Origin of the sequence: Bacillus sp. FSL R5-0712, from assembly GCF_038593285.1 — a bacterium.
In the GTDB taxonomy this organism is placed as follows: Bacteria; Bacillota; Bacilli; order Bacillales; family Bacillaceae; genus Bacillus; species Bacillus safensis.
In genome coordinates this window covers 1,091,771-1,116,316 of the sequence record NZ_CP151981.1, presented here as the reverse complement: position 1 = coordinate 1,116,316, position 24,546 = coordinate 1,091,771, and the positions used below count along the sequence as shown (strand labels likewise).

20 protein-coding genes are annotated in these 24,546 nt (G+C 42.2%); 9 read left to right on the top strand and 11 right to left on the bottom strand.

Annotation, left to right across the window (positions count from 1 at the left end; genetic code table 11):
* Positions 1–12: 12 nt before the first annotated feature.
* The 4 genes from NSU11_RS05430 to asnB form a co-directional block, all read right to left on the bottom strand.
* Positions 13–852 carry a phytoene/squalene synthase family protein gene (locus NSU11_RS05430; protein WP_024425091.1) on the bottom strand — a complete coding sequence of 280 codons (840 nt, stop codon included), beginning with the start codon at positions 850–852 and terminating at the stop codon, positions 13–15.
* Positions 845–2,320, bottom strand: coding sequence for a phytoene desaturase family protein (gene crtI, locus NSU11_RS05425; RefSeq protein ID WP_024425092.1), 1,476 nt, complete (start codon positions 2,318–2,320; stop codon positions 845–847). The genes NSU11_RS05430 and crtI (NSU11_RS05425) overlap by 8 nt, the downstream gene beginning before the upstream one ends.
* Positions 2,317–3,834 (bottom strand): phytoene desaturase family protein, encoded by a 1,518-nt coding sequence (gene crtI / locus NSU11_RS05420; protein WP_024425093.1) that lies wholly within the window; start codon positions 3,832–3,834, stop codon positions 2,317–2,319. The genes crtI (NSU11_RS05425) and crtI (NSU11_RS05420) overlap by 4 nt, the downstream gene beginning before the upstream one ends.
* A 147-nt stretch (positions 3,835–3,981) precedes the next feature.
* Complete coding sequence (gene asnB / locus NSU11_RS05415) at positions 3,982–5,823, bottom strand: asparagine synthase (glutamine-hydrolyzing) (RefSeq protein ID WP_075622772.1); 1,842 nt, start codon at positions 5,821–5,823, stop codon at positions 3,982–3,984.
* A 154-nt stretch (positions 5,824–5,977) separates the two neighbouring features.
* On the opposite strand from asnB, the gene NSU11_RS05410 reads away from it, so the two are divergent.
* Positions 5,978–6,505, top strand: a complete 528-nt coding sequence (locus NSU11_RS05410; protein ID WP_342493832.1) for a DUF2777 family protein — start codon at positions 5,978–5,980, stop codon at positions 6,503–6,505.
* 38 nt (positions 6,506–6,543) lie between these two features.
* On the opposite strand, the gene NSU11_RS05405 is transcribed toward NSU11_RS05410, so the two are convergent.
* Entirely contained in the window at positions 6,544–6,912 is a 369-nt protein-coding gene (locus NSU11_RS05405; RefSeq protein WP_034282135.1) for a YisL family protein, read from the bottom strand.
* 92 nt (positions 6,913–7,004) lie between these two features.
* Positions 7,005–7,910 (bottom strand): fumarylacetoacetate hydrolase family protein, encoded by a 906-nt coding sequence (locus NSU11_RS05400; RefSeq protein WP_342493831.1) that lies wholly within the window; start codon positions 7,908–7,910, stop codon positions 7,005–7,007.
* A gap of 932 nt (positions 7,911–8,842) precedes the next feature.
* Between NSU11_RS05400 and NSU11_RS05395 the strand changes: the two genes are divergently transcribed.
* The 8 genes from NSU11_RS05395 (at position 8,843) to NSU11_RS05360 (ending at position 12,306) form a co-directional block, all read left to right on the top strand.
* The gene (locus tag NSU11_RS05395) at positions 8,843–9,937 is read left to right on the top strand and encodes a CotH kinase family protein (RefSeq protein ID WP_149125788.1); all 1,095 of its coding nucleotides are present in this window, start codon (positions 8,843–8,845) and stop codon (positions 9,935–9,937) included.
* A gap of 122 nt (positions 9,938–10,059) precedes the next feature.
* Positions 10,060–10,221: an aspartyl-phosphate phosphatase Spo0E family protein gene (locus tag NSU11_RS05390; protein WP_029707539.1), complete on the top strand. Its 162-nt coding sequence runs from the start codon at positions 10,060–10,062 to the stop codon at positions 10,219–10,221.
* Positions 10,222–10,346: 125 nt separating this feature from the next.
* Entirely contained in the window at positions 10,347–10,568 is a 222-nt protein-coding gene (locus NSU11_RS05385; protein ID WP_024425506.1) for a spore germination protein, read from the top strand.
* Between the two features lie 14 nt (positions 10,569–10,582).
* The gene (locus tag NSU11_RS05380; protein ID WP_003210877.1) at positions 10,583–10,816 is read left to right on the top strand and encodes a spore germination protein GerPB; all 234 of its coding nucleotides are present in this window, start codon (positions 10,583–10,585) and stop codon (positions 10,814–10,816) included.
* Between the two features lie 30 nt (positions 10,817–10,846).
* Positions 10,847–11,461: a spore germination protein GerPC gene (locus NSU11_RS05375; RefSeq protein ID WP_024425505.1), complete on the top strand. Its 615-nt coding sequence runs from the start codon at positions 10,847–10,849 to the stop codon at positions 11,459–11,461.
* Positions 11,458–11,634 (top strand): germination protein GerPD, encoded by a 177-nt coding sequence (locus NSU11_RS05370; RefSeq protein WP_003210893.1) that lies wholly within the window; start codon positions 11,458–11,460, stop codon positions 11,632–11,634. The genes NSU11_RS05375 and NSU11_RS05370 overlap by 4 nt, the downstream gene beginning before the upstream one ends.
* Complete coding sequence (locus NSU11_RS05365; RefSeq protein ID WP_024425504.1) at positions 11,634–12,065, top strand: spore germination protein GerPE; 432 nt, start codon at positions 11,634–11,636, stop codon at positions 12,063–12,065. The genes NSU11_RS05370 and NSU11_RS05365 overlap by 1 nt, the downstream gene beginning before the upstream one ends.
* Before the next feature lie 22 nt (positions 12,066–12,087).
* The gene (locus tag NSU11_RS05360) at positions 12,088–12,306 is read left to right on the top strand and encodes a spore germination protein (protein WP_003211468.1); all 219 of its coding nucleotides are present in this window, start codon (positions 12,088–12,090) and stop codon (positions 12,304–12,306) included.
* A 47-nt stretch (positions 12,307–12,353) separates the two neighbouring features.
* Here the strand turns inward: NSU11_RS05360 and NSU11_RS05355 are convergent, their stop codons facing one another.
* From NSU11_RS05355 to addB, 5 genes are read right to left on the bottom strand one after another with little or no spacing between them, the layout of a single operon-like run.
* Positions 12,354–12,653 carry a hypothetical protein gene (locus NSU11_RS05355; RefSeq protein WP_024425503.1) on the bottom strand — a complete coding sequence of 100 codons (300 nt, stop codon included), beginning with the start codon at positions 12,651–12,653 and terminating at the stop codon, positions 12,354–12,356.
* A 20-nt stretch (positions 12,654–12,673) separates the two neighbouring features.
* On the bottom strand, positions 12,674–16,069 hold the full coding sequence (sbcC, locus tag NSU11_RS05350; RefSeq protein ID WP_342493830.1) for an exonuclease subunit SbcC: 3,396 nt from the start codon (positions 16,067–16,069) through the stop codon (positions 12,674–12,676).
* Positions 16,066–17,241, bottom strand: coding sequence for an exonuclease subunit SbcD (sbcD, locus tag NSU11_RS05345; RefSeq protein WP_268420709.1), 1,176 nt, complete (start codon positions 17,239–17,241; stop codon positions 16,066–16,068). Before sbcD ends, sbcC begins: the two co-directional genes overlap by 4 nt.
* 26 nt (positions 17,242–17,267) lie before the next feature.
* Positions 17,268–20,972, bottom strand: a complete 3,705-nt coding sequence (gene addA / locus NSU11_RS05340) for a helicase-exonuclease AddAB subunit AddA (RefSeq protein WP_342493829.1) — start codon at positions 20,970–20,972, stop codon at positions 17,268–17,270.
* Positions 20,950–24,459, bottom strand: coding sequence for a helicase-exonuclease AddAB subunit AddB (gene addB / locus NSU11_RS05335; RefSeq protein WP_342493828.1), 3,510 nt, complete (start codon positions 24,457–24,459; stop codon positions 20,950–20,952). Before addB ends, addA begins: the two co-directional genes overlap by 23 nt.
* Positions 24,460–24,546 lie beyond the last annotated feature (87 nt).

Here is a 24,546-nt window from a genome sequence, read left to right as displayed (position 1 = left end):
GCAGTCCTTTTTTTATCTAATATCTTCTAAAATAAGTGCTTTTTCCTGTTTTGAAATAAATGCTCGCTCTGTAAAGACGCGATATTCGTTTTCTCTTGTTTTATCTAAAATGGCTTTATAAAAGTGGGCTGCTGCTTTCACCGGCATACGTGAATATAGGGGGAATTCATGAAGATGGTCAAAAAACTCCTCGTAGTATGCCTCTGCCTCAAAGGCAATGTACTCCCAGACGTGCTGGAAGGCTTGATTGACAATCCCTTCCTGCAATTCTTGCTCTGTGTACCCGAATTGATCCATCACCTGCTTTGGCAAATAAATGCGGTCTCTTTCAGCCTGATCTTCCCCAATATCTCGAAGAATGTTGGTTAGCTGCATAGCGATCCCTAACGAAATGGCTGCTTCTTTTAGCTGCTCTTTTTTACGCGGTGCAATAATGGGAAGGAGCATGAGTCCAACGGTACTAGCAACATGATAGGAATAGATGAGCAGTTCATCTAACGTTTCGTATCGCTGCTGCTCTAAATCCATCTCCTGTCCTTGGAGCAGGTCACGAAACGGGGCTTCATCCATCCGAAACTCTTGAAATGTATGCTCTAGCGCCACCCATATCGGATCATTCCGGTCTACCTCACCTTGTAAAAATCGATCAAACGTCTCCCGAAAGGATGCAAGGTCCTCTTGTGGCGTAGGCGACTCATCTACAATGTCATCTGCTCTCCGGCAAAAAGAATACACGGCCCAGACGGCCTGTCTTTTCTTTTTAGGCAGCATGGAAAAGGCCCGGTAAAACGTTTTGGAATGGGTTTGAATGGTTTCCTCACACACTTTTAATGCTGTTTGTACATCAACCACTTAGCTTCACTTCCTTTCTATCATTCAAATCTTTTAGTAGTACAGAAGCCATGAGCTTCGCACTTTGCATCACGATCGGCACTCCTCCGCCCGGATGGATGGAAGCACCTGCCGCATAAAGATTGTCTGTCTCACTGACCTTCACTTGCGGGCGGAAGACACCTGATTGAAACAAATTAGGTGCAAGTCCAAAGCTGCCGCCTTCAAACAATCCTTCTTGCAAGGAATCATTTGGTGTTCTGACCTTTTTCCAAACAATCGACTCTCGCAATCTCGGAAAGCCTCTTTTCTCAAGGCGCTCCACCATGTTCTCGGCAAAATCTGTCTCCTCTTCCCAGTTGATATGATCACCTGAAGGAACGGGAACGAGCATGTATAAAACACTACAGCCAGCTGGGGCAAGAGATGGATCAATGATCGATGGATTAAATGTATAAAACGACGGGTCTTGAGGAATCGTTTTCGTTTGAAAAACCTCTTTCATATGCTGATCAAAGTGTTCTCCCATAAAAAATTGATGAACAGGTGCTTCATGATACATCTTGTTTAACCCAAGATACACCATCACACAGCCAGAGGACGGCACGTATTTCCGGCGATCTTGTTCGTATAAACCAAACTGTTTTAACGCAGCTGGATAATCTCCATTGATCACAAATGCATCAGCGGCTACATGTTCATCATTCACCTTTGCTTTGACTGCCCGTTTTCCCTCAAACATCAATTGCGTGACTTCTTCATTTTTTCTTACATGCACACCCATTTTGATGAGCTGCCCTTCCAATATATCTACTAAACTTGCATAACCGCCTTTTAAATAGTAAATACCATGTGCATGCTCACTATATGAAACAAGCGAATAAATGGCCGATGCTTCATACGGGTTTCCCCCAACATAGAGAGTTTGAAGTGCGTATGCATCTCGCAGGCGTTCGTCTGAGAAATATTTTTTCAGAGCGCTTTGTACCGTTCGATACGCCTTTAATTTCATTAAAATCTTCATATTCGCTTTTGTAAAAAATGTACGTTTTTCGTGAAATGATTTTTCTAGAAAAGCTTTCTGCCCTTCTTGAAACCGATCCGTCATTTCTTCCATAAACCTCTGGAACCCTTGATCTTCCTTTGGAAATACACGTCTGATTTCATCTAGCTGACGACGTGCATCAGAGTATTTCGTATAGGAGGTTCCATCTTGATATTGAATGGTATACAGCGGATCAAGCTGCAACAGATCAAGAGATGAATCGTCAATTCCTACCTCATGTAAAATGCCTTTTAACATGTCAGGAAGTAGGACAATGGTCGGACCTTCATCTACTTTATATCCTTTCTCACGTACAAATGCAAGTCTCCCGCCAAGCCGTTCATTTTTTTCGACAAGGGTGACATCATGTCCCGCTTTTTTTAAATAAAGCGCTGAGATCATTCCGCCAATACCACCGCCAGCAATCAATATATGTTGTTTCATGAGGCGCTCCCCTTTTCTTGATGCCGCATTGTTTTGTGTGAATGTTTCTCTTTTGAAAGAATGGCATTTGTCGTGATACGCGCTGATTCTAAAATGGTTGGCAGCCCGCTTCCTGGATGTGTGCCTCCTCCAACGAGCCAGCAGTGCTTTAATTCATCAAATTCATTGTGCGGCCTTAGGACCATCATCTGCGTGAGCTGGTGGCCAAGGTTAAATGTAGCTCCTTCATATACGTAAAGGTCTTCCTCCCATTGTGTCGGTGTGATCATCCTCTCAACTTCTATATGCTGCCTCACATTTTGAAAGCCGGTTTTCCGCTCCAATGTATCCAGCACAAGCTCTCTAAATTCATCTTGATGCGTTTCCCAGTCAATACCGCTTTGGTTATTGGCAACTGGAGCCAGCACATAAAGAGCTGATTTTCCTTTTGGAGCAAGTGAGTCATCGGTTACACTTGCATTTTGAATATAAATAGACGGATCATCTGGCAGCTCATATGTTTTCGTAATGCCTTTGACGAATCTAGCATAATCATCGGAAAAAACAATGGTATGATGCGGCTCATCGTACATGGTATCCAATCCTAAATAGAGCATAAAGGTAGAGCATGAGAATTTTTTCTTTTTTAGTTTTTTCTCACTGTATTTCTTTAAAAGACCTGGCTCGACAAGCCTTGTCATCACATGTGCAAAGTCTCCATTGACGACAACCTCATCTGCCTGTATTTCTTCCCCAGATTCTAAACGAATGCCTTTTACTTTCCTTCCCTCCGTGAGCAGCTTTTCAACGCCAGCTGACAGATGAATCGCTGCTCCAGCTTCAACCGCCGCCTTTGCCATCGCTTCTGACAGCTGATTGACACCGCCTTTCGGATGGAAAACACCTGAGTCATGTTCCATAAACGAAAGGATCGAGAACGCACCAGGGCATTCCCACGGCGACATTCCTAAGTACTTTGATTGAAATGTAAAGGCATATTTTACTGATTCATTCGAGAAATAGTCTGACAGCACATCATACAAACTTTTATTTAGTGAAAGCTGTGGAAGTGCTTTGATCACCTTCGGGCGAAGGTAATGATGAAAGCGGTCCATTTTACTTTGTAAAATTGGTGTGAGACGATCCATTTTGCGCTTTGTATCATTCATAAATCGTAAATACCCTTCGCCCTCACCAGGTGCAAAGGCTTCTAATCGTTTGTACATTTCATCGCGATCCCGGATCATATCCAGCTGATTGTCTTGAAATATTAATCTATACATCTCTTTTAATTCAATCACATCAATATAGTCATAAAGATTTTTACCAGCAAAGGTGAACAGCTCCTCTGCAATATGAATCATACTGAGAAAGGTAGGACCTGTATCAAACGTGAAATCACCAAGCTGAAACTTAGCGTTACGCCCGCCGACAAAGGGCTGTTTTTCGTATACATGAACATCATGTCCTTTGCTTTGAAGCATCATAGCTGCTGCAAGGCCCCCTGGTCCCGCTCCAATCACAATGATTTTCATTATCCTTTTTCCTCCAAATTAATTCACTTTAAGTTAATTATACAAATTAGAAAGATTAGATCAACTTTTGATGTGCTCAAAAATCCTCATGTTATGTATCAAAAAAGCCGGCTTCCTTTCAACATGTGCAAGAAAGCCGACTCTTTATTACGCTTCTATATCAATTCGATACGTTTCAAACCAATGATGAATCTGTGCTAGATGGGCAATCAACTGCGGGCCCTTCATGAGCTGGCCATACCATGGCACATGAAAGGAAGCCCCTTCCGTTTCAATCAGCTGCTTTAATTGATGTGGATCTAAAAATTCGTGAAGTACAGAGTCTTTTTGCGCGAGGCAGTCTGTGAGCATCTCTTTCACAGCCTGAGTATAGGCTGGATGATGTGTTTTCGGGTAAGGACTCTTCTTTCGATAAAGCACTTCATTCGGTAAAATTCCCTCTAATGCTTTTCGTAAAACCCCTTTTTCACGATTTCCATGCATTTTCATTTCCCAAGGAATATTCCACACATATTCGACAAGGCGATGATCTGCAAATGGCACACGTACCTCAAGACTAGCCCCCATACTCATTCGATCTTTTCGATCAAGCAGTGTTGTCATAAACCAGATCATATTTAAGTAAAAAAGTTCTCTCCGGGCTTTATCGACGCCGGTTTCTCCATCTAAAAGAGGCGTTTCTGCCACCGTTTCTTCATATTTGCTTTGCGCATATTCCTTAAGTGACAGCTTTTTTTGCCACGAGTCTTGCAGGAGCTGAGTTCTAGCTTCAGTCGATCTCATCCAAGGAAAACCATTCGTTTCATTTTCCATATGGAACCAAGGATAGCCGCCAAAGATTTCATCCGCACATTCACCTGACAAGCCAACAACGAAGTCCTTTTTAATTTCTCGGCAAAACCAAAGCAAGGAAGAATCAATATCTGCCATACCCGGTAAGTCTCGAACCTCAACGGCTTCCTTCAGATAGGAAGCGAGCTCTTTTTGTCCAATGATACAGCTGTGATGATTCGTTTGAAACGCTTTGGTCATTCGATCAATCCATGGGCCGTCAGCATTCGGCTGGAATTGATTTGCCTCAAAAAATTGATCGTTTCCTTCGTAATCAATGGAATACGTATGAAGCGGTGCTTTCCCTATTTTCTCAAAGTGCTTAGCGGCAATGGCAGTAATGGCACTAGAATCGACGCCCCCAGATAAAAATGTACATACAGGCACATCAGAGACGAGCTGTCTTGTCACGGCATCTGTAAAGAGATGCTTAATGTGCTGTGCGGTGTCATCAAGTGAATCGGTATGTTTCTTGCTTTTAACATTCCAGTATCTCCATACGCGCAGACCGTCTTTTGAAAAGGTCAAGGCATGTGCAGGTCTCAGCTCTTTTATCCCTTTAAATACGCCTTGACCTGGTGTTCTTGACGGTCCTAACCCAAAGATCTCCGACAGTCCTTCATGATCGACTTTTGCTTTGATATCAGGGTGAGCAAGAAGTGCTTTGATCTCTGAACCAAATAAGAAGGAATGATGACGTTCTGTATAGAAAAATGGCTTGACGCCTAGCCGGTCTCTCCCTGCAAATAACAATTCACGCTCACTATCCCAGATCACAAATGCAAAAATGCCATTAAAATGAGAGACACACTCTTCCTTCCATTCTGTATAGGCATGAAGAAGAACTTCTGTATCAGAATGCCCAAGAAAGCGGTGCCCCCTTTTTAACAATTCTTTTCTTATATCCTCCGTGTTATAGAGCTCTCCATTGTATACAATCGTATAAGCATGGTTTTGATGTGTATATGTCATCGGCTGCTTTCCGCCTTCTACATCTACCACCGCTAACCTTTTATGCCCGAAAAGAACGTGCTCACTTTTCCATGTATTTGTATCATCTGGCCCTCTTTTAGATAATGTATCTGTCATTTGATTGATTACATGATCCTGTTGGATGAGCTGCTTTTTAAAGTCTGCCCAGCCTGTAATTCCACACATCATCATCAGCTCCCATCCGTTTTTCCTCAAGTGTTCTCATTCAGCCTTTCTTAGTTTATGCATCGTCTCCTTGATAGTTGATTTGTCCTTTTTTCCCGGCGTATAGGACAAGCTTGATTTGGTAAGAAAAGAAAGAGGAAAGGAGCTTTTGCAAATGGAGAATCGAATGAGGCAGCTTGAACGCTGCAGCAGAAGATGGTGTAATGGGTATTTGCTCATTGAAAACGGGCATTGCCTGATTGAAGATGAAGAAGGAGAGATCATGCTGCCAGAAAGTCTTCAAAGCACGATGATCTGTTTGAAGGAAAATGACCGATGGACAAAAGGAGAATTGCTCGGTTCTATGATTCTTTATGAAAACGGGCAGCTAATAGAAGTACAGGGAGGAGAAAACATTCAATATACGGCGTCTCTTGCCAAAGGCTGGCTTGATCTTCTCATGTTCGTACAGGAAAACGTTTTTGATCACATCCTTGACCAGATAGAGCAGCTTGGTTTTTCCGTCTATGATTGTGTCTTCTCTTCCTTTCATTCATTGCAGCGCGTCTCTTTCTTTCAGTTTTCGGCAGATACGCAATCACTTGCACTTCAATGTCACCATGACCCTGCCTCCAGTCACATCCGTTTTGAATGGACCACTTCAGATGGACAACGGATCGTTTCACAATTTGATGCCACATAAAAAGGACACTGCTTCGTATAAGCAATGTCCTTTTTATATTAAAAGATATGGAAACCGATCGGCAGACGTAAACCGAGAAGAATGGTCACAATCGCAAATACGATAAAACCAATCAACACACCAGTCACCGATTTCCCTTTTTTCTTGCGCACTAGGACCATTTCCATGAAACCGATCACTAGGATACCGAGAATCATTTTTCCGATATACTCGCCCCCGAAACCTGGAATTTTCATTCCTGTGCGAACATACAGCTCTACGCCTGTTGCGATAATGATTAAGTAGAATAAGCGAACGATCATGTGCACAATTTTAGCGCCTTTATCGTTTTTACCTGCTAGAGCAAAGGCTACGAAGAATAAAATAATCCCCAGCACCCATGCTGTGATATGTAAATGTGTTCCCATTTGTGATTTCCCCCTTTATCAGAACAAGTACCTTCTCATCGTACCACGAAATAAGTCGAACACAAAGCGACAATCCTGTGTCATCACGTGCTTTATTTGACGTGATTTGTCAGCGTCCCAATCGGTTCAATCGTGATGTCAATTCGATCTCCAGAAGCTAAAAACTTAGGCGGTTCAAAGCCCTTCCCTACCCCGGAAGGTGTGCCTGTTGCAATGATGTCACCTGCTTCTAGCGTCATCCCTTTTGAAAGAGTGGAGACAATGTTCTCAATTGTGAAGATCATTAATTCCGTACTGGCAGATTGACGAACCTCTCCGTTTACCTTTGTTTCCACATGGAGCGCACCATGATCCTCGATCATTGACTTATGAACGATATAAGGTCCTATCGGGCAGGTTGTATCTAAGCTTTTGCCAATGAAAAATTGTTTATGTTTTTTTTGCAAATCTCTTGCCGTCACATCATTTAAAATGGTGTAACCGAATATAAAATCTCGGACCTCTTCAGGAGCAATGTTTTTCCCTGATTTGCCCATCACGATAGCAAGCTCTCCTTCATAATCCAATTCACTTGTCACATCTTCATGAAGAAGAATCTCATCTTCGTGCCCAATGACAGAAGTAGGTGCCTTTGTAAAAATCATCACGTCTTTAGGAATATCCGCTGCACTTCCCATCTCCATAACATGATCTTGATAATTCTTTCCGACACACATAATGTTTTTAGACGGCTTTGGAATCGGGGCATGGAGTTTTACGTCCGAAAGCGGATATACATAAGAGCCGCGGTCTTCTTCTTTTTTCTCAGCCCAATTAAGAAGCTGCCCCACATGTTCTACAAACTTGTCCCCCATTTTGATGCACTCAGATAAAGAGTTTGGCAGAGTCTCAAGCTCAAATAATTTGGCTTCTGCCTTTTTGACGTCCATCACCCATTCATCATCAATGACTACCCCAATAAACATGCTGCTATGTATCTCACCTGTAAAAAACTTCATGTCTTCCCCTCACAATCTTCATTTCGCTAAGTTATGATGTCTCATTTTATTTCTCTATGAAATAAAAAAAACCCTTTTTTATCATACTCTCTTTTAAAAAGGGTTTCAAAAATGATGATTGAATGCCTAGCGGAAACGGCGATATTCCCACATATTCCCTTGATCCCATTTACGCTCAACATTTCCTGTTCTTCGAGAACGATGCTTCTTCTTTCCACATCTATGGCAAGAACGGCTACGTTTATGGTGATGAGAACGTTTAGATCGATAGCTGCGGTGTGACTTTCGGCTCTTCTTATTGTGGGATTTGTGCTTGCTGCGATGTGATTTGCGGCAGCTTTTCTTATGATGCGATCTGTGCTTGCTGCGATGTGATTTGCGGCAGCTCTTCTTATGATGCGATCTGTGTTTGCTGCGACATGACTTTTTCGGTTCGCTCTTTTTGCTTCTGTAAGATTTTTTGCTTTTACATGACTTCTTGCTCTTCATGCTTTTCTTAGAGCGATAACTTTTCTTTGAACGATAGCTTTTGTAACTTTTTTTACTGCGGCGTGATTTACGGTGTCCACCACCGCCAAAGAACCAATGACCGCGACTTGAATGACGAGAACGAGCTGACTTGTGCGAACGTCTCGATTCTGGTTCACGATCTAAGTGATGATCACGTCCCTCACTTCGAAGTGAAGCCACTGCATGTTCAATGTGTGAATGATCAAATGTACTCACGAACAATTCCCCTCCCAGTCTATGCTTCGACAAAACAAACAGACAAAGCTGTTTATCTTCTCTGCTTTATGTTACGAGACTCGGTAGACAAGTGTTCGTGACGAATGCCTCTTTCCTTTAAAACTCCATGAATACCTACCAGCCGGTACAGGACATTCCTTCACTTTCATATTGTAAAGAAGAGCATATAGGAGGCTGATGAACGTATGAACACAGAACCTTTAAAACAACTTGATATGTGGATTCATCCAAAGGACCTGATTGAATTAAAAAGAGACATTTGGAACGATGAACCTGTTGAAGCTATTCTAAAAACAGGCCAAACCAAATCACATATTTATGCTTCATACCGCGGATCACACATTAGAAAGCTTAAGAAAAAGTCCTATCAAATTGAATATCGAAAGCCGAAACAAAGACAGGGCGAATCGATCTTTCATTTAAATGCAGAGTACAATGATCCTTCATTTAGCCGAAACAGGCTGTCCTTTTATTTCTTTGAGCAGATGGGGGTGCATAGCCCCGCTGCTTCTCATGTGTTTCTCACCATAAATGGAAGAAAAGAAGGGATTTATTTGAAAATAGAATCCGTCGATGAGTTCTTTCTTCAAAAACGGCAGCTTTCAGGAGGCGGCATTTATTATGCGGTTGATGATGACGCGAACTTCTCCCTTTTGAGTTCTTTTGATAAAAAACCAAAAAAGCACCTTCTTCTCGGATACGAGAAAAAAACGGGAACTTCTCAACATGATCAGCAGCTGAGTGAATTTATTTACTTTCTCAACACAGCGAAAGATGACACTTTTGCAGAAAAAATTGAACAATACCTAGATGTGACACAATATTTCCGCTGGCTCATCGGTGTGGTATGCACACAAAACTTTGATGGTTTTGTCCATAACTACGCTCTTTATGTAAATGAACAAGGGAGGTTTCAAGTACTTCCTTGGGATTATGATGCAACATGGGGTCGTGACATTCATGGAGAAGAAATGCCGTTTGATTATATCCCAGTTAACGGATTTAATACATTAACTGCTAGATTACTAGATATTCCTTCGTTTAAAAGAGCCTATTACACACTTTTCCAGCATGTACTCGATACACATTTTGTAGAAGACCGGCTCTGCCCAATCATCGAGAAATGGCATGAATCGATTGAGAATCGAATTGGAGATGATCCATATACGAAAGATCGAAAAGACATCTTGCAGTCTGAAAGAGACTTAATTCGGCAGTATATCAACAAAAGACGACGCTATTTACAGACTGAGATCAAAAAAGAGATATTTGGTACGTAAGAACACTTTCGAATTTTGTCACTTTATTACTCATATTGACGAAACAGCTTTTTTTATAGAAAAATAGGGTATACTAACCATATCCTTCTATTTGATAAAAAATGTGAGAGTTGGCGTCCGTTATGATCAATTATGAAATTGAACAAAAAAGATTACATTTAATTGAGACTGCGAAAAAATTCGGGATGAATGCCGAAGAAACGATCAGGTGCAGTCAAGAGCTTGACACACTCTTAAATAAAGGCATCAAATCCACCTCTAAAGATTGCTCAAAAAAAGGGTAAGCGATACATCTAATTCCTCTCATCAAAAGCTTTCAAAAAGACAATCACACATTAAAAGACCCATCATAAGCTATGGTGAAACGCCCAAAACAAGTGCCCTAATTTTATAAAGGATGTGCACCGCTATGCCGGCTATTGTGGGAGCCTTTAAAGTAAATGCCGTCGGAACGAGCGGAGTCGTTCATGTTGGAGACTGCATCACCATTTCTCCAAATAGTCAGGTTAAAACGTTTGCTGGCGCAGGCAGTTTTAATACAGGTGATCAATTACAAATTAGCAACTACAAAAGTGTGACAAATACGTACGACAGTGATGTCATTGATCAACCGCTTGTTGGTAACTTGTAAGGAGTGAGGATCCGTTGAACTTCTATATTAATCAAGCGATACAAATTAATTATTTACGTGTAGAGTCTGTGAGTAACTCCTCTGTTCTGCAAATTGGGAGTGCTGGATCCATCAAGGCCCTTTCCAACCTGTATAACACGGGAAGCTATGTAGAAGCAGCGCCTGCCGCAGCAGGTACACAAGGAATTGAAGAATCTCAAGGCGCAAGCACAGCACCTTTTGTACCGCTTCAGTCACCAACAACTTAAGCCATCTGCAATCCCCGGAGGTGTATGTAAATGTATGATTATCAGAGCAACGCTTCACAAGTATATGGCATCATTCAAAAACACTCGCAACAAATCATGATGCTGGAAAAAAGGCTTAACGAGCTTCAGCAGGAAATACAAATGATCAAAGATAAACCGACAACGAATATTGAACGGATTGATTATCAATTTGATCAACTGAAAATCGAACGGCTGGAAGGAACGCTGAATATCGGCCTCAATCCATCTGATCCAAACAGTGTTCAAAACTTTGAAGTGGGCCAAACAACAACCCCGGGAATTGGAATGATGCAGCAAGAAATGGCTGGTCAATTTTTCAATCAAACACGGCAGCTTGTCGATGCATTTTTAAATGAAGAAGCACCAGAACTTCTTGAAGAACTAGAACAGCGATACGAAGGGTCCCTCGATGAAAGCAACAAACACCATATCATTGAGGATATTCGCAAGCAAATTGACAGCAGGATCAAATACTATGCGGGACAGCTGCCACACCGGGAAGATATGACACCGCTGCAGCGTTCAGAGCAAATTGCCGAATATGTGAAGCATGATGTAAAGCGGGCGATTGAGCACTTTTTAGCCCATATTCCAAGTGAAACGAAAGGAGAGGAAAACGGATGAATTTCACAGTTGTCAACCGCAACATCGAGACTGGAAGCATTAAAGTAGTCGGGGTATCGTCTTCTTCCCTATTTATCATCGGGGACACAGACCATGTACAATTATCCTCGATTTTCGATACTCCGCCAGAATCACTGATTATTGGCCCGTTTGTTCCTCTGGCGCCTCGATAATGATCAAGCGCACATCTCAAGTAAAGTTCTCAAAGGTGAATTCTGTCGGGATTTCGAGTGTGGTTCAAATTGGTGATACTCAGGAGCTATGCCCGAAAGTCAAGGTATTAGCTGTTCAACGAACCATTAGTTTGTTTTATGGCTATGAAGCAGAAAATTTAGATGCGAAAGAATTTGAAGTGTATTATGAGCCCATTCCTTTGATGCTGCCAGAGCGATCAGTGAGAACGGCATTTTACCATGAAAAGCCTGTGATTAAAGTGTCTTCAATCCATGTAGAAGGGGTATCATCGTCCTCTGTCTATCAAATCGGCTCTACTTGTAGAATGAATGGCGTTGCGCGAGTGAAGCATATTAGAGAGCTGTTTAGCAATGATGAAAGTCCGCAAAACTCACAAATGGACCTACCTGCGCATATGATGGTGATATGACTTCGAATAAAGGATGTCGATTATGCCAGCAATTGTCGGACCCATTTACATTAACTCTATTTCTGGAGGCGTCGTAAACGTCGGTGACTCATTCTACCTGTCGCCTAAAAGTTCGTCAAAATCTGCTTTAGGCTCTGGAGCGGGGAATACCGGAGATTTCTTGATATTAAATAATGGCATTAGCGCCACCAACTATGTGGATCCTGACTTAAATGATCAGAATATGGTAGGCAATGCATAAAGCAGCTCCTCTACATCCATTTCAAATAGAGGAGCGCTTTTTTATGCTTATTTCTTTCTGCGCTGTCTCGATTTTTTTGTTTTGACCAGCTTGCTTGCCGGCTGTTTCCGAATCCATTTGATGTACGAAGCAAGCTTTTCATCCTGCCTCAGCGCATCAATTGTGTTCAAACGTGCGGCAAGCTCCTGGTTTGTATAGAGGGCATGTACTTGTTTATGACAAGGGATGCATAGGTAGGCAGTCGGTAAAAAAGCCCCGCCTTCTTCTCTTGGGGTTAAGTGATGTTCTGTGAGCAGGACATCTTGTCTTCCGCACATCTCACATAATCCAATTGTTTGCTTTGCCACCCGTGTCATCACCTCAATATTTACATTAATTCCATTGAGACTGTTGTCCCTTTCCCGCTTGGATCTGCCGGATGGACAATTAGTTTTTTCGGCAGCCGCATTTTCAATTCTTCCACATGGCTGATGACGCCAACAGCTAAGTTTTGAGACTGTAATTTCTCTAATGCAGTAATCACTGTATCAAGCAAGTCTTGATCAAGGGTACCAAAGCCTTCATCAAGGAAAAAGAATTGCAGCGGGAACTCGCCTCTCAGCTGAATCTGCGCTGAAAGAGCTAGAGCAAGCGCAAGCGACGTCAGGAAGGTTTCCCCGCCGGACAAGCTGGACACTGGACGTCTGACACCGCCATTCGCATCATCACGCATGACAAAACCGCCTTCTGAATCAACCTCAATCGCATACCTTTGTCTTGTCAAAATACCAAGACGGGCAGATGCATCACGACTGACACTTTCCAGCTGTTCTTCTGCTAAAAACTCAACAAATGTATTTCCTTTAAACACGGTTTGCAGCTTATCGAGCCGATCAATTTCTTGCTGCAGCTCCGCCAAACGTTCATGAATACTTGCAAATCGCTGGTGATTTTCTTCCATTACACGCAGATGTTCATATGCAGAGCCGCTCATCACTGTTGCTTCTTCCAATGCCTTTTCTGCCGCTTCTTTCCTCAGTTGAATGTCAGTCCATTGCTTTTCATCTAGTGACTCATCTTTCAGCAGTTCAGAAATTCGCTTTAAGTTTGCGGCACATTGCTTTCTTTTATCCTCAAATTCGTCAATTTCTTGTTTAACAGTTTGACGTACTGATTGATTCATGAAAGCAGATTCAATCTCTTGAGGCTTATCAAAAGGAGAAGACTCCGATTCTTTAGTCCATGCTTCACTTGCTTCTTGTTTTCTCCGGTCAGCCTCTTGAAGCTGACGCTCACAGCTTGAAAAATGACTTTGTGCTTCACTAAAGAGCTCCTGCGCTTGCTGTAATTGCTTGTACGATTGCTGTTCCATTTCATTGAGACGAGCAAGCGTGTGTTCAACCTCGATCAATTCATCAGAAATAGAGACAGCTTTCAATGGATATCTCCCTAAATCTGTTTCATATTGATGAATGAGCTTTTGCTGACTTTCCAGCTGATGCGCTAGTTTATCAAGTTCCTTCTCCACATCGTATATGGCTGTTTGCAGCTGTTCTTTTGCCTGCTGTTTTTCTTCCAAAAATGAAATACTTTTCTCAATCCGCTCTTTATAGCCTTCCGCTTGCTGGTCCTTTTCATCTATCTGCTTTTGCATTTCTTGTACTTGATGCAATGTAAAGTGCGGGAAGGCCTGTTCAAATTGAGATGTTTGCTCTGAAAGCTCAGATTGAAGCTCCTTGATCAGCCCGTCTAATTCTTCGATACGCTGCTGTTCAAATGTCATCTGATCTTTTATCTTGTTTATCTCTGCTGCTTGATCATGTGTTTCATCCATTAAACGAGCTCGTTTACGTTCAACTTCTTGAATATCTTGTTTCAAGCCTTTCCATTCTTGCATGAGATACTGCAAGGACTCCGGCTTTTGCACTGCTTCTACTGCTGCTGCAACTTCCGCACCTGGAGCTTTCTGAGATAAAAAGGCAAACTGCTTTACTAATTGATTGGCGTGCGTTTCCAATAACTGCTTGGCGGCATACATGTCTCTTGTATATTCCTCTGCCTGCTTGAGCTCTGTGTCCATCCGTTGAATCACTTCATCGATTTGTGCCACTGTTTCTTCATGGTCATTGTTTTCCAGTGCCTTTGGGTCATGATGAATCGATCCACAAACAGGACATGGCTCACCATCTACGAGCTCTGCCGCTAATTCTTTTCTTAATTCTGCCGCCCTAACAGCATCACGCTGTTTTAATTTTTCGAGCTTCTGACTTTGTTCTCTTTTACTCCATTCTGTAAAAGCCCGTTCAAATTCACATACATAGAAATAGAGCTGTTCAATCGCTTGAAACGATTGGTCTATTTTTTCATGATGGTCTTTTTGCTGTTTTTGAAACTTTTCAAATGCTGCTGCGGTCTGTGATGATCGCTTTTTGAGCTCCTCCATCTTTTGTTCTTCCTTGTGTATGCTTTGGTGTATTCTTTGAATATTTTCGCTTAAACGCAAAGCATCCTGTACACTTTTCCGTTCTTTTACAGAGACTTGTAATTGCTCCAGCTCACGCTTCAGCTGTGTTTGTTTTGCCAGTGCACGTTCTAACAAAGATTGGAGATTGTCTGCTTCTTCTTTCTTTTGTAATAATTGCTGCGCTGTATCGTTTTTTCGCTGTTCGATTGCCGTCTTTTCCTGAAGAGCCGCCTCTTTTTTTCGTTCAATTTCCTTTAGCTGAAGCAGCTGCTCTTTCTTTTGAAGAAGTTCTGGCTCAGTTTCTATTTTCTTTTGCCTTGCTTGCTCATAGTTCTGTGTCATTTGATCATAGATCGTTCGTTGATGCAGCAGCTGATTTTCTGCTTCCTGCTTCTCTTTTAATGCTTGAGAAAGCTGATTTTCAGCCTTTGTTAATGCATCCGCATAAGGCTTTAATGCCTCTGCCTGCTCAGCAATATGAAGCTTGGCCTTTTTCTCTTCCATTGATGGTGCCAGTTGATTCAGATGGTTTAGTTCCGTCTCATAAGCTTCTCGTTCCTTTTGATACTGCCAAATTGTTTGCGCCTTTGTAAAAGCAGTGAACGCTTCATCCCGCGCTTGTTTTTTCTCATGAAAAATAGCCTTTGCCTGCTCAGCCGCTTCCTTTGCCTTTGCGAGCGCCTCTGGGCCAGCTTCTCCTAAGCCATTCAGCTCAGCAAGCAGTTCATTTTTTTGTCCATACTGATTCTGCGCCTTTGCGCGCAAACGTTTAACGAGCTGATCCCCATACTTCTCTAGGTTAAACAAACGCTGAAGCATTTGTCGTCTATCGGCTCCTTTTAAAGAAAGGAATTCTGCAAACTTCCCTTGGGGCAAGACTACCGCACGCGTAAAATCATCAATGGTTAACCCGAGTAATTCTTCTATTTTACGATTGACCTCACTCGCTTTATCTGCAAGAACTGTCTGCGTATCCCCAATTTCAATCAGACGGCATAGTGTCGTTCTGACTTTCATTTCATCTGCCCGCTTGAAAGCACGTTCGACTTTATAAGAAATGTGGTGTTCCTTTTGTAAAGCGAACGTAAAGGAAACTGACAGCTTCTCTTCCGCTTGGTTCAAAATACCATGTGTATTATTTAACGCACGTTCCACTTTTCCATAAAGCGCCAGGGTCATGGCGTCTAATATGGACGACTTTCCGCTTCCTGTCGGTCCAAAAATGCCAAACACACCTGCATCACATAATGAGCTAAAGTCAATTGTTTGTTCTTCTCTGAAGCTATGAAGTCCTTTAATGGTTAGCGTAATCGGCTTCAAGTCGCTTCCTCCTCTTGCATTTCATTGGCGAGCTCCAAAAACAGCTTGACTGTTTTTGCATCAGGAAGACCGCCGCCTGTCTGGCGCTCATAAAATTTCACGAACCGCTCTTCGATTGAGAGCTTTTCGGCTTGTTTTTGTTCTTCCATTTGCTGCAGTTCTTTAAATTTCGGTCTAATATGGACAAACCCGCTATGCTGCTTTCGGAGCTGATGAATCTCTTCTATGGAGAGCTGATCTGTTAAATGAATCTCTAAATCAATCCATGCCTGAAGATCCCGTTTTTCATCCAGCCACTCGTGTACTTGGCTCAATCCTTCAGTTGCCTTCCATTTCACAAGTGGTTTTCCGCTTGATAACAACACTTCTTTCCAGCTTGCTTTTTCATTAGGTTTTGCCTCTACAATCGTGACTGATTTGGCATATCCTGATTCAGAAAAGCTGTAAGCAAGAGGTGACCCGGAATAGCGGGCAGTCGTTTTGGCACGTTTGATGGTTTGCGGGCGGTGCAAATGACCAAGGGCCACATAGCAGGCTGCTTCTGGCAAACTTTCAGCCGCAACGGTATATGCACCGCCTACTTCAATCGGTCTTTCTGAATCTGTTTGACTTCCTCCTGCCACATAAATATGGCTTGTTGCGATATTGACCGTATCGGCTTGAAATTGAGCGCTTAAATGTTGGAACGCTTGCTGTATTTTTAAATTGTAATGATCACGAAGCAATTTCTCTTCAAATGTTTCAGCCAGCACCTCGTTAAGTCTCGCTTCAGACGGATAAGCGAGTGCTGCAATGGATAAACGTTCACTCGAAGAAGGAACATCGACGCGGATGATGTCATTTGTCGGATATCCAATTAAATGAATCCCCTGATCATTTGTTAAAGGCGATGCGGCAGATAGTCGATCCGGATTATCATGGTTGCCTGAGATGACCACGACCTGACGTTTTCCTTTATCAGATAAGGCAGATAGACTTTCATAAAAAAGCTGTTCTGCTCTAGCAGGCGGATTCACTGTATCAAAGGCGTCTCCAGCCATGACAATGACATCAATGTGTTCGTCTTTTACGATTTGATACAGCTCATCTAAAAACTGTGCTTGCTCATCAAGCCGGCTCCGGCCTTCAAGGGTTTTTCCTAAATGCCAATCTGCCGTATGCAAAATCCTCATGTGATTCACCTCTCATTCCGATACATTTATAATGAAATTTCTAAATTCCCATCAAAGAAATAAAGAATTTTCTCCTCTAATGTTCTGTTTGTTAAACGTTCCACCGCTTGTGCATACAACGCTATTTGAGTTTCATAGCGCTTTTTCAAAATAGATACAGCTGCTTCAAGACCGCCTGTATATCTGCCTTGCACTCTATCTGTTTTATAATCTAGTAAATATAGTTTTCCATCCGTTTCAAATAAACAGTCAATCATCCCTTGAATTAGGACAGGCTCCCCCTCTGCATCAATATGGCTGTATACCTCTTTAACAGGTAACACCATACTAAATGACACTTCTCGTTTCACCCAGTCCGCTTTCAGCAGCTTTTGACCAATAGAAGTAGAGAAAAAAGCGGAAATTCCTTCTTGATCAATTGACTGAACTTGCTCATTTGTTAGCAAGTCTCGCTGCTGTAAGGAATCGAGCAGCTGATGTATACGGATTTCATCGAGGGGCTCGTCAGAAGAAAGCGGAATATGCTGCATGACTGTATGCATTGCGGTGCCTTGCTCTGCGGCAGTGAGTGCTTTTTTCTTCATGAAAGCCGGCCGGTCATACAACGTTGCATGAGCTCTTCTAAGAGAAGAAGGAACACTGTACTCATCCTGTATTTCTTTCATTCTCTTTATCTCTGAAACAGACTGCTTTGTCCCGACTTGTGAGGCCGCTAGATACGGGTATCTCCATGAAAGTCTCTCTGCTACTTTCTCATCAGCATCACCATATCCTTCAACAGGTAAGCCGTCCATCAATGCTTGTACCACCTCATCTTGCTGCTTCTTTTCAAGTGACATATCTTCTTTTAGAAGATCGGAAGCTTGAGTAAATGAGATTGTGAATGCTGATGGGTGCGAAAGAACAACATCACCTGTTTCTTCTAAAATAGATGACATTGCTTGGTGACGGATGAGAGCAGGACCAATAAAATCTAAGTATGTTTTCGATTGATAACGTTCAAAATCAGGGAGGAGCCAGTCCTCTCCGGTTGCAGCATTTTGCCATTTGCTTAATGCCTTCACCTGATTTTTGACAGAGCCGACAAGAAATAATTTTTCCTTAGCCCTTGTGAGCGCTACATATAGAACTCTCAGCTCTTCAGATAATAGCTCTTTCCTCATCTTTTTTTTCATCGCAACAAGCGGTAATGTTGCATAACTAATTCTCAGCTCTGGATGAATATATTTGCTTCCAAAGCCTAATTCTTTATCAAGTAAGTAGGACTGGTTTAAGTCCATCATATTAAAGTTTCTGCCGAGTCCTGCGGTAAAGACGACTGGAAATTCTAATCCTTTACTGCTGTGGATCGTCATCATGCGAACAACGTCCTCTGTTTCACTGAACGTTTTTGCCGCCCCAAGATCATCTCCACGCTCCTGCATTCTTTCAATAAAGCGAAGAAAACGGAACAGCCCTCTAAAAGCAGCTTTTTCATACTGCTTCGCTCGATCATAAAGAGCACGGAGATTCGCCTGTCTCTGTTTGCCTCCAGGCATCCCGCCGACGTAATCTAGATACTGCGTATCGCGGTATACTTCCCAAATCAATTCCGCTACTGAATGATTCATAGAGAAATCACGCCACTTACGCAGCAACCTGAAAAATCGTTCTAGTTTTTTGCATGTAGGGTGATCTGAATGAGTCACACTCATAAATGCTTTCACAGCATCATAATAGGTGCCTTTTTTATCACTCGTGCGGATCAGTGCCATTTCATTTTCGTCTAAATGAACAATTGGTGATCTTAATACAGCTGCAAGCGGGATATCTTGATATGGATTATCAATGACTTTTAACAGAGAAAGAATCACAGACACCTCTGTTGCTTCAAAATAACCAGAGGAAAGATTCGCATACACAGGGATTCCCTGCTTCTTCAATTCCTCCATCATTTGCGGTGCCCACGGCATGGAGCGAAGCAATATCACAATGTCCCGATACTGCAAGTTACGGGTCATTTGCTGTTTTGAATCGTACACTTGAAATGGCTGCTCCACTAATTTTCTTATTTTTTTAGCAATGACTCTCGCTTCAACCTGTACGGTTTCTAGCTCTTCTCGCTCTTCATCAGTTTCTGCTTCCTGTTGATCTAAATGTACAAGAAGCATTTCTGTCGTTGTATCTTCGCTTTCTGGATAACTCGCTCCAAGCTTTAATTCAGCTTGTTCATCATATTCAATTTCTCCAACTGTTTCCCCCATCAGCTGTTTGAACAAAAAGTTCGTACTGTCTAACACATCTGAACGGCTGCGGAAGTTTTTATTTAAATCAATTCTCTTCCCTGTTTCTTTGCCATCTGGTTTAAATTGTTTATATTTGTTTAAAAAGAGCATGGGCTCAGCCAATCTAAAACGATAAATGGACTGCTTTACATCACCAACCATAAACAGGTTGCCCTCTGCAGCATGTTCCCCTTTAGATACAAGCTTTAAAATCGTTTCCTGTACAAGGTTTGTATCTTGGTATTCATCAACGAGCACTTCTTCAAACTGCTGTTGATAGTACTTGGCCGCTTCTGTTTCGATTAAATTTCCTTCCGCGTCCTGCTCCGCTAAAATGCGTAAGCAATAATGCTCTAAATCCGAAAAGTCCACGATTGATTTTTCTTGCTTCGCTCTTTCGAATCGCTGTCCAAATTGGATGACAAGCTCCACAAGTGTTTCGACCACTGGCTTCATTTCAGCTAAGCTTTTCAGATGCTGAGCGGGACTTCGCATAAAGTATTCATCTTTGAGCTTTTCTAATTGTTTTTTTGCTTGATTGCGTGCATCTGTGGCTTTTTCTAACAGCACAGGGTCATATTCGTCCCCTTTACATGTTTTGAGCCTTTTAAAATTGATGTTTGGCAAAAGCTCGTAAAGCTTCTCAAAATCATCTTGATGCCTGATTAATTCATTGACTTGCTCTAAATCATCTATAAAATTTTCCGCTCTCGGTGCTGGGCCGCCCGGTTCTTTTGATAGAGCGAGAGCTCGTTCGAGCAGTTCCAGACAGCTTCGAAAAACGAGAGAAAGATCCTCTTTGATATATGGATAAAACGGTAATTGTTCTACTTTTGTTTGAGCATCTACATCATAAAGAGAAAGGAATGCCCTCATCCATTGCTCAGGTGAAGGGTGAGATCTGGAAAACTCATAAATTCTCTTTACAAGCCATTGCAAGTCTAAATCATGCCGGTCAGAAGTGTAACGATCAACCAGTTCAAAGAACGCTGGCTTTCCAGCCTTATATTCATCCTCAAACAGTTCATCTAACACTTCATCTCCTAATAATTCTCCCTCTGTTTGATCAGCCAAACGAAAGCCTGGATCTAGGTCAATCTCATAGTAAAAGGTGCGCAGAACCTGCAAGCAAAAGGAGTGCAGGGTAGAAATATTGGCACGATTCATGAGTGACAGCTGTCTTCTCATATGAAGGGACCCGGGGTTTTTGACTAATTCCTTTTCAAGTGCTTCTGTGATCCGATGCTTCATCTCTGCCGCAGATGCATTTGTGAAAGTCACAACGAGCAGACGATCCACATCAACTGGATCTTCAGGACGGGTCATTTTTCGAATCAGCCGTTCAACCAAAACAGCTGTTTTACCTGACCCTGCCGCCGCCGCAACAAGGATATCTTGTCCTTCTGAAACGATGGCTTCCCACTGGTCATCCGTCCAAGTACTGTTATTCGGTTTTGGTATTTGCATACTGATCCCCTTCTTTTTTGATCCGGTCTATCACGACATCATCCTTTTCAGATGAAAGCACTCTAAATTCATTGTCCTCTATCGATTCATCAAATTGGCAAATAGACTTAAATGAACAAAAGCGGCATGGTGTTTGATCCTTTAATTTATATGGATTAATGGCTACCTCGCCATTTGTAATTCTTTCGCCTGCCTCTTCAAACGTGCGCCGAACATGCTGTGTGAGTATATGAAAATGATCTTCACTTAAAACAGCAGAGTCAGAACGGAAAGACCCATCCTTTTTCAAACCGGCTTGAATGACTTGTGATCTTCCTGACTCAAGCGTTTGATCCATTAGCTTTACCGCTTCTACATCTTCAAGCAATAGACCTTTCATTTTAAATTTCTTGAATATTTCTTGCTCAATTTCATCCTCTGCAAGCGGAATCGGTGCTTGAACGAGTGGATCATGAATATGGAAATATAAAATGCCAGCTGGTGTTGCTTCTACGCCGAGCCATTCCTTCGAATACGTAATGGTCAGGTCTAAGTAAGTGAGCATTTGCAAGGCCAGCCCATAGTATACTTCTGCTAGATCAAGACCTTTCTCACTCGATTTGTAGTCGACGATTCTCAACAGCAGCCCTTTTGAACCTTCTGCTTTATCCACCCGGTCAATTCTTCCGACAAGCTCCATCGTGCAGCCATTTTTCAATTGAAAAGTAAACGGCGGCAAAGGTCCTTGACCGCCAAAGCCTAACTCAAGCCCAACGGGAGAAAATCCGCTCACTTTTGCATGCTCACTTAAAATAGAAGAGACTCGAATCAAGATTTTCTGGAGCTTTTCTTTAATATAAGCATGCCGATTAGAGCTTAATAGAATTTCCTTTTGAAGACGCGGAGCAAGCTGTTCGATTGCATGTCTTGAATAAGTGACACACTCTTCCTTCGTTAGGTTTTTCCAATCCTTTTTTTGTTCAACAAGCGTATCTGAAATATGCTTTAAAGCTGAGTGAAACAGCTGGCCGATATCAGGGGCCTCCAGTTTATAAAATTGCCGGTCTTTTAGTTTTAACCCGTGGGAAGCAAAGTGAGAAAACGCACACGCATTGAATTTCTCCATTCTTGAAACACTGCCTTGAATGTGATCACCGTAAAGTTCTTTTGTGACGTTTGGTTTTAAGTGCTTCGCTCGATTTGTAAAAAACAAACTCGACAAGATATTTTTTGAAACATCCCGATGAGATGACGTCATCAAATAATTATAGACACTCCACCATACACCACTGATGGGATATTGATTGAGCCATTGCTGCAGCTGCGAGACGGTATAAGATAACGAGACATGCTCATTCGCTACAAATTTTAATTGCTCATCGTCACCCAGCTGTTCCGGGTCTAACACATACAAAGCATGCTGATGATTCGGCATAAGCTCCTGACAATACTTGATAAGAGTCGAAGGCAATAGAGATCGCCCCTCTTCATCTGACACCGAATAAGACAGATACAAATGATGGGATGGGCTCGACAGCGCTTGGTAAATTAAAAATTGCTCATCTAACAACCGTTCCTTTCCTGTCTCTGCAAGCTCTGCTCCTGCTCGCTTTAACCATTCCCGGTCATCCTCAGACAAAACACTTTCGTCAGATGGGCGTGCGGGAATAACGCCATCATTTACCCCAATGATAAACATGCACTTCACTTGATACATTCTGGATAAATCCATACTTCCGATAAATACTTGGTCGAGTGAAGGCGGAATTAAAGCGAATTTGAGAGAGGCCAGTCCTGTATCCATCATCTGTTGGAATAAAGGAAATGAGAGCTCCTCTTCACCGAGCATTTCAACAAATTCATCCATTAATTGAATTACAGCATCCCATACTTGTCCATGCTGCATGGCTTCAGTTAATCTACCTGCTTCTTCAGCCTCCAGCCTCGCCTTTTCAAGTTTTTCCGGCACTTGTATTTCCTCTAAAAAGACATAGACTGCCTCCACCATGTCTTTGACCTTTTGTGCTTTTTTCAGCCTTTTTTGCAACTGGAAAAGCGGGGGTGCGATCCATTCCTTTACATCATTCAGCATCTGTTCCATTTCAATTTCTTGGTCTGTTTGTCCAAAATCCTCATCTAAGGATTGGAACCGTCTGTAATGGAAACGGGAGCCGTTTGTCCAGCGTTCTCCTTTTACACCATAAGCAATACAGTAGTTTTCAAGCTGATCTGCCTGTTCTCTCGCTTTGTTTTTGGCAAGTTCGAGCGGAAATAAAAACTCTGTCTTCACGCAGCGAAACACGGCCTCATACCGCCAGTTTCCTTTTATGACATCCAAGCTCGAACGAATCAATTCAATGAGCGGATGATACTGCATTGATTCATTTCCATCAATAAAAAATGGAATATCGTAATCTCGAAAAACCTCTTTTAACGTATCTTTATAGTCGTCTACATGCCGCGCTACAATCGAAATATCTCGCAGTCTAAGTCCTTCTTCTCTCACTAAATGAAGAATTTCTCTCGCTACTCCCTCAATTTCAGCTCGTTTACTTGCACTTTTAGATACTGTGAGATGAGGGGTTACTTCCTGATATGGCTGCACCGGTCTCTGCTCATATTGGCGTTCTAAATAAGCAAGATCTGGCGTATGAAGATGACGGTTATTTCCCTCCAAAATGTTCTCAGAAATGGCCGCTCCGCACTCTCTTGCAAGCTGATGGAGCTGGAAATACGTTTTACCTGTCATACGAAATAAATCAAGTTCATTTGGCTGCTTATCATGATAGGAACGATCCACTGTGAAAGCAGCCGTTATTTTCTCAGCATGCAGCAGAAGCTGTTCAATGACGAGAAGCTGCTGCGGTGTAAATTGATAAAAACCATCTATATAAATGTGTGCTCCTTTTATTTCTTCAGATAAAGGAATTTGCTGCGTGAGAAGCGTCAAATAGTCTTCTGAGTGCACATATTCATCTTGTAAATGCTGCTCCATCTGCTGATAAAGAACATGCAGATCATGCAATTTCTCGGCTGCCCGTCTTTCTTCTGTATACTCTGAATGCATGCTCGATAAATAAATTTTTTCAATATCCTCCGGAAGCATGCAGTATCTCTTGAACTCAGCCATCGTCTTTTCGATTTGCTCCACAAACCCCGGCTTATCACTTGCTTTTTTGAATACCTTAAACTTTTCTTTCTCCTCTTCAATCACTTTTCTTAAAAGCATTTGAATTCCTGTGCTTGTCACAAATTGCCGGTTCGCTCCGCCAGTCTGCTGTAAAATAGACCAAGCAAGACGCGTGAAACTAAATACTTTGGCCCTGATCATTCCGCCAGCTTCAGACGTTTTTGCAAGCTCGTATTCCATTAAGAATGTCATTTGATCCGGGACTAAAAAAATGATTGGCGGACCCAACGGATCAAGCCGAAGCTGTTCTTTGATTTCCTCTAAGATTGCAGTCGTTTTTCCACTCCCCGATCTGCCTGCTAAAAACTGAATCTCCACGCTCCACAACACCTTTCTTATGTACTCATATTCTAGCGAAAATAAAAGTAAATAGCTATTTTCCCCTTCTCCTTCCTAAAAAAGATA